Origin of the sequence: Thalassospira sp. A40-3 (genome assembly GCF_015871485.1) — a bacterium.
Lineage (GTDB): Bacteria > Pseudomonadota > Alphaproteobacteria > Rhodospirillales > Thalassospiraceae > Thalassospira > Thalassospira tepidiphila.
In genome coordinates, this window is record NZ_CP065428.1 from 96,118 (window position 1) to 110,442 (window position 14,325).

Annotated in this window: 12 protein-coding genes; 7 read left to right on the forward strand and 5 right to left on the reverse strand. The window is 55.5% G+C overall.

The genetic code is table 11. The features are described from left to right. The first annotated feature begins 57 nt into the window (after nt 1-57). From ptsP to IT893_RS00415, 3 genes are all read left to right on the forward strand, one after another. Nucleotides 58-1,854, forward strand: a complete 1,797-nt coding sequence (gene ptsP / locus IT893_RS00405) for a phosphoenolpyruvate--protein phosphotransferase (RefSeq protein WP_252724026.1) — start codon at nt 58-60, stop codon at nt 1,852-1,854. A 305-nt stretch (nt 1,855-2,159) separates the two neighbouring features. Continuing rightward, complete coding sequence (ahcY, locus tag IT893_RS00410) at nt 2,160-3,455, forward strand: adenosylhomocysteinase (protein WP_008889059.1); 1,296 nt, start codon at nt 2,160-2,162, stop codon at nt 3,453-3,455. 129 nt (nt 3,456-3,584) lie between these two features. Next, nucleotides 3,585-3,965 carry a 5-carboxymethyl-2-hydroxymuconate Delta-isomerase gene (locus IT893_RS00415; RefSeq protein ID WP_197146476.1) on the forward strand — a complete coding sequence of 127 codons (381 nt, stop codon included), beginning with the start codon at nt 3,585-3,587 and terminating at the stop codon, nt 3,963-3,965. 25 nt (nt 3,966-3,990) lie between these two features. Here IT893_RS00415 and IT893_RS00420 read toward each other — a convergent pair whose 3' ends face one another. Further along, nucleotides 3,991-4,926 (reverse strand): DUF294 nucleotidyltransferase-like domain-containing protein, encoded by a 936-nt coding sequence (locus IT893_RS00420; protein WP_063085802.1) that lies wholly within the window; start codon nt 4,924-4,926, stop codon nt 3,991-3,993. 197 nt (nt 4,927-5,123) lie between these two features. On the opposite strand from IT893_RS00420, the gene IT893_RS00425 reads away from it, so the two are divergent. Then, nucleotides 5,124-5,453, forward strand: coding sequence for a DHCW motif cupin fold protein (locus IT893_RS00425; RefSeq protein WP_197146477.1), 330 nt, complete (start codon nt 5,124-5,126; stop codon nt 5,451-5,453). 12 nt (nt 5,454-5,465) lie between these two features. Here the strand turns inward: IT893_RS00425 and IT893_RS00430 are convergent, their stop codons facing one another. After that, nucleotides 5,466-6,722 carry an HD domain-containing protein gene (locus IT893_RS00430; protein WP_252724027.1) on the reverse strand — a complete coding sequence of 419 codons (1,257 nt, stop codon included), beginning with the start codon at nt 6,720-6,722 and terminating at the stop codon, nt 5,466-5,468. A gap of 273 nt (nt 6,723-6,995) precedes the next feature. On the opposite strand from IT893_RS00430, the gene IT893_RS00435 reads away from it, so the two are divergent. Both IT893_RS00435 and IT893_RS00440 read left to right on the forward strand, forming a co-directional pair. Next, nucleotides 6,996-9,545, forward strand: a complete 2,550-nt coding sequence (locus tag IT893_RS00435) for a PAS domain-containing sensor histidine kinase (RefSeq protein WP_197146478.1) — start codon at nt 6,996-6,998, stop codon at nt 9,543-9,545. Nucleotides 9,546-9,574: 29 nt separating this feature from the next. Continuing rightward, nucleotides 9,575-10,261, forward strand: coding sequence for a DUF2971 domain-containing protein (locus IT893_RS00440; RefSeq protein WP_197146479.1), 687 nt, complete (start codon nt 9,575-9,577; stop codon nt 10,259-10,261). Between the two features lie 15 nt (nt 10,262-10,276). On the opposite strand, the gene IT893_RS00445 is transcribed toward IT893_RS00440, so the two are convergent. Together IT893_RS00445 and IT893_RS00450 are read right to left on the reverse strand one after the other, a co-directional pair. Then, nucleotides 10,277-11,239: a D-glycerate dehydrogenase gene (locus IT893_RS00445; RefSeq protein ID WP_197146480.1), complete on the reverse strand. Its 963-nt coding sequence runs from the start codon at nt 11,237-11,239 to the stop codon at nt 10,277-10,279. 47 nt (nt 11,240-11,286) lie between these two features. Further along, nucleotides 11,287-11,862, reverse strand: a complete 576-nt coding sequence (locus tag IT893_RS00450) for a hypothetical protein (RefSeq protein ID WP_197146481.1) — start codon at nt 11,860-11,862, stop codon at nt 11,287-11,289. Nucleotides 11,863-12,041: 179 nt separating this feature from the next. Between IT893_RS00450 and IT893_RS00455 the strand changes: the two genes are divergently transcribed. Next, on the forward strand, nt 12,042-12,656 hold the full coding sequence (locus IT893_RS00455) for a hypothetical protein (protein WP_197146482.1): 615 nt from the start codon (nt 12,042-12,044) through the stop codon (nt 12,654-12,656). A gap of 61 nt (nt 12,657-12,717) precedes the next feature. Here IT893_RS00455 and IT893_RS00460 read toward each other — a convergent pair whose 3' ends face one another. Further along, nucleotides 12,718-14,175: a DUF4139 domain-containing protein gene (locus tag IT893_RS00460; RefSeq protein ID WP_197146483.1), complete on the reverse strand. Its 1,458-nt coding sequence runs from the start codon at nt 14,173-14,175 to the stop codon at nt 12,718-12,720. Nucleotides 14,176-14,325 lie beyond the last annotated feature (150 nt).

Consider the following 14,325-nt stretch of genomic DNA (forward strand, 5'->3'; position numbering starts at 1 on the left):
GGCCGCGGGCGTCTGAGTTTCGGGAAACAACAAGAACGAGTTGGTAGCAGACAAGGCTTGCAAGTTCCTCCGACAGACCAAACTGTTTCAGATGAAAATAACTCGGGCGTTCGCCGGGTCATAACCGGATTGGGCGCATCGGGCGGGATTGTGATCGGTCGCGCCTTTGTTCTGGATCGCCAGATCGTCCATGTCAGCCGCAAGCCGATTTCCCAAGATGCCGTGCAGGCCGAATGCAAACGTCTTCATGATGGCGTTGCCGAAAGCATTGATCAGCTCAAACGCCTGAAATCCCAATCATCAAGTGCCGAAAGTGCCGCGTCCGAGGAACTTGGCTTCCTGATGGATGCCTATATCCACATGCTGACCCAATCGCGTCTGGTGCGCGGGGCCGAAGAACTGATCGTCTCGCGCAAGCTTAATGCCGTGCATGCGGTCAGCGAAGTGATCGATGCGATTGCCGAACAGTTTTCGGGCATGGAAGACAGCTATCTTGCAGCACGCGCCACGGATATTCGCGAGGTGGGCCTGCGTCTGATGCGCTGCCTGATCGGCGAGACCGACCGGGCAATGGACAATGCGCCACAGGGGTCCATCCTGATTGCCGAGGATGTCAGTCCGGCCGATATGGCCCGCTTTGAACCGGGCCAGCTGACTGCTTTTGTCACCGCCCTTGGCGGGGCAGAGGGGCATACCGCCATCATGGCGAGATCCCTTGGTATCCCGGCCGTTTTGGGGGCTGCTGATATCGTTCGCGGCGTTGCCGGCGGCGATCAGATCATTATCGATGGCGGGCGCGGTGAAGTGATCTTGTCGCCAAGCGATGCCGACATCGCACATTATACCCAACGTCGTGCTGACTGGCTGGCGGCGCGCGAAAAGCTGGCATCCCTTCGCGATGTGCCCTCATCAACGCGTGACGGCATCGATATTGACCTGCATGCCAATATCGAATTGCCAATCGAACTTGCCGCGGCTCTGGAAAACGGGGCGACTGGTATCGGGCTTTTGCGCAGCGAGTTCATGTTCATGAACAAGGACTATCTGCCCGACGAGGACGAGCAATACGAAGAACTTGCCGATATCGTCAAACGCATGGATGGCAAACCGGTCACCATCCGCACCCTTGATATCGGTGGTGAAAAACTGGCCGTCGCCCTTCAAGATGAAATCGTGTCTGGCCCGAACCCGGCCCTTGGATTGCGAGGCATACGGTTATCATTGCGCAAGCCGGAATTGCTTGAAGCACAGTTTGCCGCCATCCTGCGCGCCTCCCTGCATGGATCGGTTCGGGTGTTGCTTCCGATGGTGGTCAACGTGCATGAAATGACCCGTGCGCGTCAGATCTATGAGGCGGTGGCAAAGCGCCTGCGCAAGGACGGGCATCCGATCCCCGAAACCCTGCCGCCGCTTGGCGCGATGATCGAAATTCCTGCCGCGGCGCTGGCGGCGGATACCTTGGCGCGCGACAGTGATTTCTTTGCCATCGGCACCAACGACCTGACGCAATATACCCTGGCGATTGACCGCACCGATGATCAGGTGGCGGGGATGTTTGATCCGTTGCATCCGGCTGTGCTGCGCCTGATCCGTGATGTGATCAAGGTGGCCCGCGAACGCGATATACCGGTCAGTGTCTGTGGTGAAATGGCTGGTGATCCGCGCTATGTGCCGCTGTTTATTGGATTTGGCCTGCGGAACCTTTCGATGTCGCCGGTCAATCTGTTGCTGGTCAAACAGCGCTTGCGCCGCCTTGATAGTCGCAATTCCGAACATCAGGCCAACCGCGTCATGGAACAATGGGATTCTGCCCGGATTGCCATGATGCTTGATGACTTCAACGATCTCGCCTGAAAAATCCCGTACCCCATAGCTTGTTGTGATCGGCATCTGTCCCAACATAGGGGACAGTTTTGCCCACAAATATCCCCGGTTTCCCGCCGCGAAAAAGGCCGGGGTTTCAGGGCGTGGTTATCTTTTATCCGGTCCGGTTTTGCCCGGAATGCAAATTCCGTCAAAAAAGGACTTGAAAACGATATAAAGATATCTTTATATGTGGCCTATAGCGATCAGGGAAATGATCGCAACAGAATTCTTCGGCGTATCGGCAGGATGGAAATCCCGTGCGGATGCGCCATTCCTGTTTGATTGGAGACGATATGTCGAACTTTACCGATTACAAGGTCGCTGATATCTCGCTGGCCGGTTGGGGCCGCAAGGAAATCGCGATTGCCGAAACCGAAATGCCGGGCCTGATGGCGCTGCGCGATGAATATGGCGCGGCCAAGCCGCTTGCTGGCGCGCGCATCGTCGGCTGCCTGCACATGACCATTCAGACCGCAGTTCTGATTGAAACCCTGACGGCACTCGGCGCAGAAGTTCGCTGGTCTTCGTGCAACATCTTCTCCACCCAGGATCAGGCTGCTGCGGCGATCGCGGCTGCTGAAATCCCGGTATTTGCATGGAAAGGTGAGACCGAGGAAGAATTCTGGTGGTGCATCGAGCAGACCATTTCCGGTCCGAACGGCTGGAAGCCGAACCTGATCCTTGATGATGGCGGCGACGTTACCCAGCTGATCCACGACAAGTATCCGGAACTTCTCGAAGACATCAAAGGTCTGTCGGAAGAAACCACCACCGGTGTGCACCGCCTCTATGAAATGGCGAAAAAAGGCACCCTTAAGGTCCCGGCGATCAACGTCAATGACTCGGTCACCAAGTCGAAATTCGACAACCTGTATGGCTGCCGCGAGAGCCTTGTTGATGGCATCAAGCGCGCAACCGACGTCATGGTTGCCGGCAAGATCGCCGTTGTTGCCGGTTTCGGTGACGTGGGCAAAGGTTCGGCTGCGTCCATGCGCAGCCAGGGTGCACGCGTTCTGGTAACCGAAATCGATCCGATCTGCGCATTGCAGGCCGCGATGGAAGGTTACGAAGTCACCACCATGGAAGACGCAGCACCGGTTGGCGACATTTTCGTCACCACCACCGGTAACATCGATATCATCACGCTTGACCACATGCGTGCGATGAAAGACCGCGCAATCGTTTGCAACATCGGTCACTTTGATTCCGAAATCCAGATCGGTTCGCTGCGTAACTACAAGTGGGACAACGTCAAGCCGCAGGTCGACGAAGTCGAATTCCCGGATGGCAAACGTCTGATCGTTCTGGCCGAAGGCCGTCTGGTCAACCTTGGTTGCGCCACCGGTCACCCGAGCTTCGTGATGTCGGCATCCTTCACCAACCAGGTGCTGGCCCAGATCGAGCTGTGGAAAAACCACGCGAACTACGAAAACAAGGTTTACGTCCTGCCGAAACACCTTGATGAGAAAGTTGCAGCCCTGCACCTTGATCGTCTTGGCGTGAAACTGACCAAGCTGTCGTCCGAACAGGCCGAATATATCGGCGTGCCGCAGGCTGGTCCGTTCAAGCCGGATCACTACCGCTATTAATTGGCGCTACTAATTGGCATCTGCCGATTTGCATCAAAGCCGGTCTGTTCATTCAGACCGGCTTTTTTGGTGTCCAGACACAAAGCAAGTTGTTAGAAGCATTTTAATCTTATCAGACGGATGGCGGCCATGCCCCAGCTTGAAATCGAATATTCTGCCCAACTGCCCATCAAGGATGAATTGTCCAAGCTGGCGGTTGATCTGCATTACGTCATCGCCCGCGAGGCCGATGCGGAACTGAGTTCTTTCAAGACCCGGATTACACCGCTGGAAAATGTTGTGATCGGCGATGGCGACCCGAAAAACGCCATGGTGCATCTTGATATCCGGCTTCTGTCAGGCCGGATCAATGCGGTAAAATTCGCCACGGGTGAGGCCGCCCTTGCCGCACTTATCGATCGGCTGGAATGGCTGGTTGGCGATTATCAGGTGCAATTCACCGTCGAGGTCCATGACCTTGATCGGGAAAACTATTTCAAGCATGTCACCGACGGCCCCCGCGTGGCCTGATTGTGCCGCCACGTTTGCCGGGTGATTACATCAGAAGTGCTTCATGGATCGGATGATCCGGGCCATAGCGATCATTAAGCAGTTTGATCAGCTCACGCGAAAAGCCCTTGCCAGCATCAAGCAGGGAGCGCAATTCCGTATCATTGCGATCATGCGGACCAACGCCATCAAGGCGCGCACGCACTTCCGGATCGGAAAGTTCGCGCAGGAAACGGTCATACAATTCCAGTGCCGGAAGACTTTTTTCACCAAATACGGTTTGCAGGCGCGTGATCGGTGGCAGCTGTAAAAGTTCGGACAATTTTTCGCGTTTGCCGGCATAATCCCGGCCTGCGGTTTCGGCTGCTGCGATAATGCCGCCGAAATAAAGCATCTTGCGCGAGAAAACCAGTTTCAGCCGCCGTGGTGCCCAGGCCTTGCTGGCGTCGCCTTCGCGGGTCTTGATTTCAAAATCAACACTGATGGTGCGGTAATAGCGGATCACGTCATTGACCAGAAACCGTGCGATGGAATCACGGGTAACCGAACTGGTGACGTAATTGGCGATCAGATCGTCAAAGAATTTGCGTTTGCCCGCCTCGTTATAAAGCCACTCACATTCCAGCAGGAACAACAGCCGACGGGTGGTGATCGAGTTGGTATCACCATCAAGCCCGATGCGATTGACCAGTTCCTCGGCGGTGATATAGGACGAAAACGGGCCGTTTACCGCCGGTTTCTTGGTGACCATCTTGCCAAGGATGTCGGCGACCTGTTGGTGCGGCGCCTGACTGCGTTCGGCTTCGCGGCCAATGATGAAGTAATCCAGATCGGATTGATCGGACGCCTCATGCCGCCCATAGGACCCGGTCACCACCACGCAAAATGTATCGCCCGACAGGCTTTTACCCAATGCTTCGCGCATCTCGGCCAGACGGGTGGCCGAGTAGTGCTGATTGGTTGCGATGGTTTGCGGTAACAAGATCGGGACAGCCTCTTGGTGCGACTCGTTGATATCCGAGTATCTGCCTAATGGTTAAAGATTAAAACCACGTTTAACTGATATGGCACCGTCCAATTAAGCTGATTGACAGTTTTATGGGCGCGGCAGATATTTTTCGCGCTTGTTCAATATCTTGAACCTTCTGCGTCCCCTTTGACCACGAAAGTTTTCCCATCATGGACATTTCCGATCTGCCGTTCGGCACAACCGACTGGTCTGCGATTGAACCGACCGAACATAGCGGTGAAACCGGCATGGCGACCTGGCGTACCCGCCACTTTGGCCCGATCCGTGTGCGGATGGTACAATATACCCCCGGGTATCTGGCAGATCACTGGTGTTCCAAGGGACACATTCTGTTGTGTCTTGAAGGCGAACTGGTGACCGAGCTTGACGATGGCCGGACCTATGTCCTGAAACCGGGTATGAGCTATCAGGTGGCAGACAACGCAGAGGCCCATCGTTCTTCAACCGAAACCGGCGCGACCCTTTTCGTCGTTGATTAAATAGTCGCTGCCTTAATCAAACAGGCTGGCGGCGGCGGCCTGCTGGGCCGGATCGGTCAGGCTGCCGACACGGCGCAGGAAGGAATGCTTTTCCTCGTAATAGCGTTTTGACAGATCGGCAAAGCAGCGGACTTCGACATCGGTATTGATGTGAAATTCACGCCGCGGCACCTTGGCCTCGTGCAGGTCAAAGCTGCTGGCCGATGCGCTGAGTTGATGATCGACAACGTCGGCAACGCCATCAAGCTCGATCCGGTTTTTGAGACTATGCAGGAATTTCTTGAACGGCGGATGGCTATTCAAGAACGCCTTTTCGGTCAGCAGGAAGTCATCGGCGGCAAAATCCGGCGCATTCTTGACGACAAATTCGCGACACAGATGGTCGGTGGCAAAGCACATCGGACCAAAGATGAAATTGCGATAGATGTCTTCTTTCAGCTGCCAGAATTTATCGAGACGTTTGAGCGAATCTGCATCGAGTTTCACCGCAGCTTCAAGCAACAGGCGCGGGTGGCAATGCACATGGTTGGGATGGACATAGGTCTTGGTGCGGCTGATGCCCTCCAACGTGTCGATATTGACCGGGCCGGAAAACAGAGCGGCATGCGGGTGATCGGATTTCTTCGATAAAAGCGCGATCACTTCATCCGGGTCGACACCATGTTTGACCAGCAGATGATTGACCGACAGGTCCAGATCGACCTCGCCGGTGATGATCTGATTGGTCAGTTGATGGTGGTTGCGGTTAAAGCGGCGCGCGAATTCCGGTTCCAGCGTATGGGAAAACGGGCCATGGCCGATATCATGCAAAAGGGCGGCCGCGCCCAAAAGGTCGCAATCGGCATCCGACAGCCCCATCAAACGGCAATAACGTTGCGACAACAATGCGACGCCAATCGTGTGGTCATAGCGAGAATGACGGATATTGGCCGGGCGTCCGTTGGGGTGGAACAGATAATCAATGGCACCGAGAAACGAGATTTCGCGCAACCGTTCAAAGGCGGGCGATGCGATCAGTTTCTTGTGCAAGGGCCGATCAAAGGCCGAGGCGATCTGGGCGCGTTTGAAATGGTAGTTATATTGCGGCACATCGCGAAACAGCAGTTCCCATTCGGCGATGTCATCGGCATTGAAATTGGTATCAAACAGATCACCGATTTCCGGTGCTGGTTTTGCCGCCGCCTTGAGCACGGCAGAGTCCTTTTGTGGCGCGGCCTGCTTGGGCTCTGCGCGCTGGGCAAAAAGGTCTAGCTGCGGTTTTGGGCTCATTTTAGGAATGGTTGATGCGCTCAGTTGAGAATGTGTGTCCCGCAGACATAAACGGAATCACCGGCCATGTCATTGCGGTTTTTCCGCAGGATTTCGCCATGAAATACGCCACCAGACAAGCCTGTTGCCGTAATGATGTGAAACGGTGGTAAAAGCACGGCGTTTTCACCATAATAATAGCTCATAAACACAAACGGTTAACAACACGTGACACGGCGAGCATCCGAACAGGCATCCACACAGCTTTGCGCAGGCAAAAAGACAGTGGCGATCATGCGCAGACTGTCTGATTTGGCGCGCCCGGCCTTTTGGCGCAGCACGGGTGCGATGGTTGCCACGTTTGGTCTGTCGATAACCGTGCAGGCCCAGGAAAAATTTCGCCTCAATACCACAACAAACACAGCGGAGGGTGCGACTCCCGCTGTGGCTCAGGCCGATGGCATTGGCGCGACGATTTTCGGGAGCCTGGCGGGCCTGAGTGACCGCGACTGGCTGGTGGTTGGCTTGGCCGCCGTCGGTGGTGCGGCGATTGCCGGTTGGGTTGGTTGGCGGTTGTCGCTGCGCATGCGTCGTCACCTTGAAGAAGTCGAAGATCACGAACACGAACTGGCGGGTGAGACAGAGCTTTTCACCCAGCTTTTGTTTGCCGGACCCGACCCGGTTTACTATTGGAGCCGCCATGGCTTTGCCGAGGGGGCCAGCCCATCGCTCAAACGGGCCTTCCAGCTTGGTCAGGATGGACGCTTTCCCGATCTGCTGGATTTGTTGCGCGATGAAGATGCCGCAGCACTCAAGGAACGGGTGCGGAACCTCAAGACCGGGCATGACCGGTTTGAGCTGTGGATCACCACGGTCGATGAGCGAAAATTCCACGTGACCGGCATGGCCGCGCGTAAGGACCGGTCATCGGACGTACTGGCGCATGGGTTGTGGTTCCGCGATGAAACCCGCCATTCGCGCGAACGTGAAAACCAGTTTGGCGATTTTCAGCTGCTTAAACACGAGGTATCGGGCCTGCGGCAGTTGCTTGATAGCTTGCCCTTCCCGGTCTGGCGCCGCGATAGCGAACTGCGCCTGATTGATTGCAACATCGCCTATGCCGATGCGGTCGAATATCAAACGATTGAGGATGCCCTGGCCGCACAGGCCGAAATTGGTGCGGGGGTGATTCCCGATCACGGGCGATCACTGGCGGCATCGGTTCAGCGCAATAATGAAAGCCTGACCCGCGATTTCCACGTTGTTATTCGTGGTGATCGCAAATTGCTGCGCATTACCGAAATGCCGGGCGGGGCGGCGAACGAGCCCGACGGCCTGATCGGTTTTGCGATTGATTGCACCCCGGTCGAAGAATTGCAGTCCGATCTGTCGCGCCACATCCGCGCCCATGCCGAGGTGCTTGAAAACCTGGGTACTGCGATTGCGGTTTATGGCGGGGATAAGGGGCTTATTTTCTTTAACACCGCGTTCACCAAGCTTTGGGATCTTGATGACGAATGGCTTTGGACCGAGCCGACCCATGATGATGTTTTGCGGCGTCTGCGCGATGAACGCAAACTGCCCGAAGTCACCGATTTCGCCCAGTTCCGCAATACCGAAAACCAGCGCTTTACCGATCTTCTCAAACCTGAAGAAGACCTGATGCATCTGCCAAATGGCATGACGTTGCGTCGTTTCATCTCGCCCCATCCGTTTGGCGGGCTGATGTTTGTCTATGAGGACGTCACTGACAAGCTGGTTCTGGAAAGTTCGTACAACACCCTGATCGCGGTTCAGCGTGAAACGCTTGAAAGCCTGCATGAGGCGGTTGGCGTGATCAGTGGCGATGGGCGTCTGCGGCTTTATAACCATGGCTTTGCCGATCTTTGGGGCCTTGAAAGCACCTTCCTTGATGTCGCGCCGCATCTGGGTGATGTGGTCGAGAAATCCAAGGAGTATTGGCGCGAACGCGACGATTGGGAAAAATTCAAGAACCGCATGGTCGCGCGCATCACCAACCATGAACCGATGAATGGCCGGTTGGAACGCGCCGATAATTCGATTGTTGATTTTGCCATCGTGCCGCTGCCCGACGGGGCGGTGATGATGTCCTATATCGATGTCACCGACACCATCCGGGTTGAACGTGCGCTGCGTGAACGCAACGAGGCCCTGCGCACCGCCGACCAGATGAAGTCCGACTTCATTTCGACCGTATCGCGCGAACTGACCAAGCCGCTGGATCACATTAATGGCGAATCTGATCGATTGATCCCGCACCTGACCGGCAATGTGGCGCGCTCGGTTGAAACCATCCGGACTGAAGCACAAAGCATGCTGGCGCTGGTTGATGACATGCGCGATCTGGCAACCCTTGGATCGGGGCAGGTCGCCCTTGAACTTGATACCGTCGATCCACGGCGTTTGCTGCGCTCCCTCGAAGCCCTGACACGGGCGCGCTTGGCGGAGCTTAATGTGTCGCTGCGTCTTTATTGTTCCCGTCAGATCGGCTGGATGGTGGCCGATGAACGCCGCCTGAAACAGGCCTTGTTCATTCTGGTAACCAATGTGCTGCGCACAGCACCCGAAGGTAGCGAGGTTTCCGTGGTGGCAAAGCGTAGTGGCGAGGATATCGAAATTTCGATCTCGCTGTCGGACGAAGCCCCGCAACCGATGCTGTTTGAAGGCCTGCGCGAAGGCGAATCCCCATCGGCCCGCCGTGCGCTTGGCATGGCGATGGTCCGTGCCGTGGTCGAAATCCATGGTGGACGTGTGAAGATCAGCCGCGATGGCCGCAAGATCGCCTGTATCCTGCCCGCGGGTGAGGAAAGCGATCTGGGGTAATAGTAAAACTTCGCTGAGAGTATGAACTTATGCGTGTTTACAAATACTATCCTGCCAACTGGGCTTGGGAAGCGATAATTCACAAAAGACTCAAGCTTACTACGCTATCAGACATAAACGATCCGTTTGAATTTCGGGCAATCGGAACGTCAGATCGCACTTTGCGCAGAAACCTTGAGGATTGGAGGAATGATCTACCTAAGCAATTAGGATTTGTATCATTCTGCAGAAATAGGAAAAACCCAGTTATTTGGAGTCACTACGCCGAAAAATACACGGGAATTTGCTTGGGTTTTGAAGTTCCAGACGAGTTTTTGTTAGAAATTAACTATGTCAACGAACGTCAGGTCATGACGCGTGAACAATTATTGTCTGCTCACACCCAATGGAAAGATAAAGGAGAATCTCCACTGCTTACGACAAAGTTCTCTCATTGGGAGTATGAGGCGGAAAAGAGGGTGTTCTATAGGCTTAAAGATGAGGAAGTTATTAAGGAAAATGGACTGCACTTTGCTCCTTTTGAAGGCATGTTCTCATTGCAGGAAATAATTCTAGGCCCAAAATACCTTCCGCCTATTTGTGAGCTAAAAAAGACTGAACTGAGAAAAGCTCAGTCAAGCTTGAAAAAGTGCCCTGTTAAAACAGGGCGCTTAGCGTTCAATACTTTTGAGATAGTCCTTCAATCCGATAAAAACCGGCAGAAGTCACTAATCTGAACAGGGGTTGTCGGGCTAAGTTGTGACCGTAAATGGCACGTCCTTGCCGGCGACAAAGGCATCAATGTTATCAAGCGCGCGGAATCCCATGGCATTGCGGGTTTCAACTGTCGCCGATCCCAGATGCGGCAGAAGGAAGGTATTGGCAAGATCGCGATAGGCTGGTTCGATATTCGGCTCCCCGGCAAAAACATCGAGGCCCGCCGCGGTCAGTTTGCCCGATTTCAGGGCGGCAATCAGGTCCTGATCATTGACGACATCGCCGCGCGCGGTGTTCACGATTATCGCCCCGTCGGGCAGCTTGGCAATGAAATCTGCATTGACCATGCCGCGCGTTTCGGGCGTTGACGGGCAATGCAGCGACAGGAAATCACAATGGGGCAGAAGGCCCTCGATACTGTCGTGATAGGTCGCGCCCATTTCCTGATCGGCGGGCAACTGGCGGCGGTTGTAATAATGGATGTCCATGTCAAACCCGCGGGCGCGCTTGGCGACTGCCTGACCAATGCGGCCCATGCCAACGATGCCGAGTTTCTTGCCGGTGACTTGTGTGCCCATCAAATGGGTCGGCCGCCAGCTTGACCAGGTGGCATTGCGGACTTCGGCCTCCCCTTCGCTCGCACGGCGGGCAGCCCCAAGGATCAAAAGCCAGGCAATATCGGCGGTGGCATCGGTCAGAACGCCTGGTGTGTTGCCGATGATCACGCCCTTTTTCCTGGCTGCGGCCAGATCGATATGATCGGTCCCGACCGAAAAGGTGGCGATGATTTTGACACTGTCGGAAAGATGATCGAAAAACTCGGCATCAATCGGATCGCCCACCGAAACAAGGGCGGCATCCGCGCCATGACACAGCGCCAGGATTTCGGCCCGGGTCAGGGGATCGTCATCTTCCTGAGTGCGGATGTCGTAACTATCAGCAGCACGCTTGGCGACGGCATCGGGTAATCGGCGGGTGACGGCAAGAACAGGTTTCATGATGGGTTTCTCCCTGAAGCGATTTTGTTTTTAAGTTTTCAATTGTTTTAGAATAACTGCCCGACGGCCAGACGGATACCGATTGATGTGATCACCAGCGACAACAGGAAGTCGGCGAGAACAATGGTGCTGGCGGTCGGGATCGGGACCGACAGGGTCAACTTGGCGATATAGACGCCATACACCAGTGTTGCGATCACCGCGATAAAGACAAAGCCACCGGCGCCTAGCGACGGGAACAACACCCCCAGCATCAAGGCCGCCAGATACAGCCCCATCTGAAGCACGCTTGCCCAGTTATAGACCGTGATAAACGCGATATAACGTTCCGCACGGCCCAGCATCGGGATGACGTGGAACATGATCAGTGGGAAGGCGACCCATTTGATGACATAGGCAATGACTTCGACCAGCATGTAACGCATCGCCGGGAAGTCGTCCGGGGCATCGAAAATGTCGTTCCAGCGCAACATCGCAAAGGCCGGAAACACAATTACTGCCGCCAGAAACGAACGCCAGAATCCCTCGATCGAAAAATTAAAAAATCCAAGACCCTGGGTATCGCCACGGGCAAGACGCCATGTGCCGTAAAGGGCGCGCAGGGTTTCGCTGGAACTGCTCATTTGGGGCTTGTTTCCGGATTTTGGGGCAAATCTGATCCTGATTGTCTAGCAGCCTGCCAGACCGAGGGAAACAGCTTATCGCTGATTGCCCGTCCTTCACAAGGTGGGGTTGCCAAACGTCTTTTTCTTGCACGGGTCATCGGGCCCTTGAGACGGCAAAACGAGGTGGCGGGATCAGGATGACGGACAATACGGACGAAGAATATGCGTTGCGCTTGTCCTATCTTGAAAAAACCGATCCCAACTCGCTGGCGGTCGCGCGGCTGTATCTCGGAATGGCCAGCAATCATCGTCCCGATCAGCGTGAAGAAGCATTGGCGCTGTTTGATGCCGCCGATGCAATTTTCGCGCTGCATTTGCCGACGGCACGTGATGCAGCGGTGGCGGGGTTGGCACTTAGCCTCAATAACCGGGCCGCGCTTGAGATTGAGGCCGGTGAATGGGACTGGGCGGTGGATGCCGCCTGTCAGGCCGTCGAACTGCGCCAGGACCGCTTGCGCAATTGTGTCGGGCGCAAGGATGACAAGGAACGGTTGGATCTTGGCTATTCATTGGCCGCGCTTGTTCTGGCCCTGCAAGGGGCGGGCAAGCTTGATCTGGCGCGCGATGCGGCATGCGATGCGGTCAAAGTGCTGGGTGCCTTTGCCGGGATGCGCAATCAGGATGCGTTTGTCCTTCTGACCAAGCTGATCTGTATCTATGCCGATCTGTGCAACCGGACGGGTCAGTTGCCCGATGCCAATGTTTTGTTACCACTGGCCAAGGCGTTTTACACTGCACGCGGCAAATCCTGAGCAAAGAAAAACGGCCACAAGGACGTTTCCCTGTGGCCGTTCCAATGCATGGATTTGGTGATCAGCGGGTGCTTGCCACCGACCAGGTCAACGTCACTTCACCATTTGCCGGAACGTCGATGTCCCAGCTGATCTGGCCGGGCTGGTCGCGTTCGTGCTTGTGGCTTTCGGCCGTGACTTTCCAATCCGTTGGCAGGTCTTCACGGACGGTGACGGTTTCGACGCGGTCACTGGTATTGCGGATGGTCCATTTCAGATCTGCCTTGATCGCGTCTGGCAGGTTCGGGCGTGCCTTGCGGTCAAACGAGGTGACATTACGCGTGCCGTTCAGGTCGCTGGCCTTGCCCAGACGCAGGGTCGCATCACGGCCAACCGGGGTCAGCGAAATCATGTCTTCGGAAAGATAGCCGGTATCGCCTGCCGGAGTTTGGGCATAGATGCGCACAATGCCATCCGGCCACGGGCTTTTGGCGTCTTTGCCGCCTTCGTTGGTGATGTCGATTTCAAGATCCGGGCGGACGAAATCGTTGGTGTCATTTTGCGCCATATTATAGACGCTGCTTGATGCCTGGAAGATCGCGTGGCGTTTGACCGGCAGGACCTGTGGGTCGAGCAACGGCAAGATCACCGTATCGCCATCCTGCATCGACAGGCCGTCAAACGGGCCATAAACATGCAGGTTTTCAAAGCTTGCCCGGTCCGGTGCGCCAGCAGAAGGCGCAGCGCCATCGGCCATGACCGACATCATCATTTCGGTGCGTGCGGCCTTGGCCATCGGGGGCTGCTGCACCCGGTTGGGGTCACCGGCGACCAGACGCAAGGACGCATTGTCATAATCGCTGCCCGATCCGTTCATGACCTTGGCGATTGCTGTCAGTTTCAGGCTGTTTTCTGCACGGTCATAATAGGCGGTATAGGACGTGTTCCAACCGATCCCGCCCAGAAGATAAGCCATGGAAACGTGGTCAAGCGCGGTACCGGTCGCGATATCCGCATCAAGGGTCGGGCTGGTGGTAAAGCCATCGGGCAGTTCGGAAACAATCACCTGATCAAGCGGCACCTGTTCCAAACCGGCATCGGTTTCAATCAGGGCAACATGGCTTACCGCGACAAGGGTGCCTTCAATCAGGTCATCGTCACGGCGAATGGTGACGGTCTTGCCGATCTGATCACGCACAAGGTCGTCGATGGCGTTTGATCCGTTGCCGCGATTGCGCAAGGACGTCCAGACAAGATCGGCATCCTTGGCAGTGCCGAGCAGGAAGGAGTCATTCATGATGGTCTGGGGCAGGCCATCAATGCGAAGTGTACTTTGGCCTGCGGGAATGGCCGCATCGCGTTTTTCGGTAATCAGCGAAAGGTTGCCGGGATAAACCGTCAGCTGCAGGCTGGTGCGGTTGTCGGCTGATAGTCCGACGGACGGGCTTTGCGCGCGGGCAGGCTCAGCATCCGGTCCGAAAAATACCGCTGATCCCAACAAGGCGGCGAGTGCAAAACGATTGCGCAATGCTGCTGTCATTCCCGATCCCTTTTGTCATGATGAAGTGGGGCTATGCAATTTGCTCTGATTGCCACCTTTGCGTGAAAAGATGGCAGGATCAAGGACATGCAGGGATAATTTCAGGCAAGACGCATAAACGCGTTGTGCCAACGCACGCAAGTGTTGGCC

What these genes read in the sequence shown, in the direction of transcription:
- ahcY (WP_008889059.1), top strand. Translation starts at nt 2,160, where the DNA reads ATGTCGAACTTTACCGATTACAAGGTCGCTGATATCTCGCTGGCCGGT.
- IT893_RS00415 (WP_197146476.1), top strand. Translation starts at nt 3,585, where the DNA reads ATGCCCCAGCTTGAAATCGAATATTCTGCCCAACTGCCCATCAAGGAT.
- IT893_RS00425 (WP_197146477.1), top strand. Translation starts at nt 5,124, where the DNA reads ATGGACATTTCCGATCTGCCGTTCGGCACAACCGACTGGTCTGCGATT.
- IT893_RS00430 (WP_252724027.1), bottom strand. Translation starts at nt 6,722, where the DNA reads ATGAGCCCAAAACCGCAGCTAGACCTTTTTGCCCAGCGCGCAGAGCCC.
- IT893_RS00435 (WP_197146478.1), top strand. Translation starts at nt 6,996, where the DNA reads ATGCGCAGACTGTCTGATTTGGCGCGCCCGGCCTTTTGGCGCAGCACG.
- IT893_RS00440 (WP_197146479.1), top strand. Translation starts at nt 9,575, where the DNA reads ATGCGTGTTTACAAATACTATCCTGCCAACTGGGCTTGGGAAGCGATA.
- IT893_RS00445 (WP_197146480.1), bottom strand. Translation starts at nt 11,239, where the DNA reads ATGAAACCTGTTCTTGCCGTCACCCGCCGATTACCCGATGCCGTCGCC.
- IT893_RS00450 (WP_197146481.1), bottom strand. Translation starts at nt 11,862, where the DNA reads ATGAGCAGTTCCAGCGAAACCCTGCGCGCCCTTTACGGCACATGGCGT.
- IT893_RS00455 (WP_197146482.1), top strand. Translation starts at nt 12,042, where the DNA reads ATGACGGACAATACGGACGAAGAATATGCGTTGCGCTTGTCCTATCTT.
- IT893_RS00460 (WP_197146483.1), bottom strand. Translation starts at nt 14,175, where the DNA reads ATGACAGCAGCATTGCGCAATCGTTTTGCACTCGCCGCCTTGTTGGGA.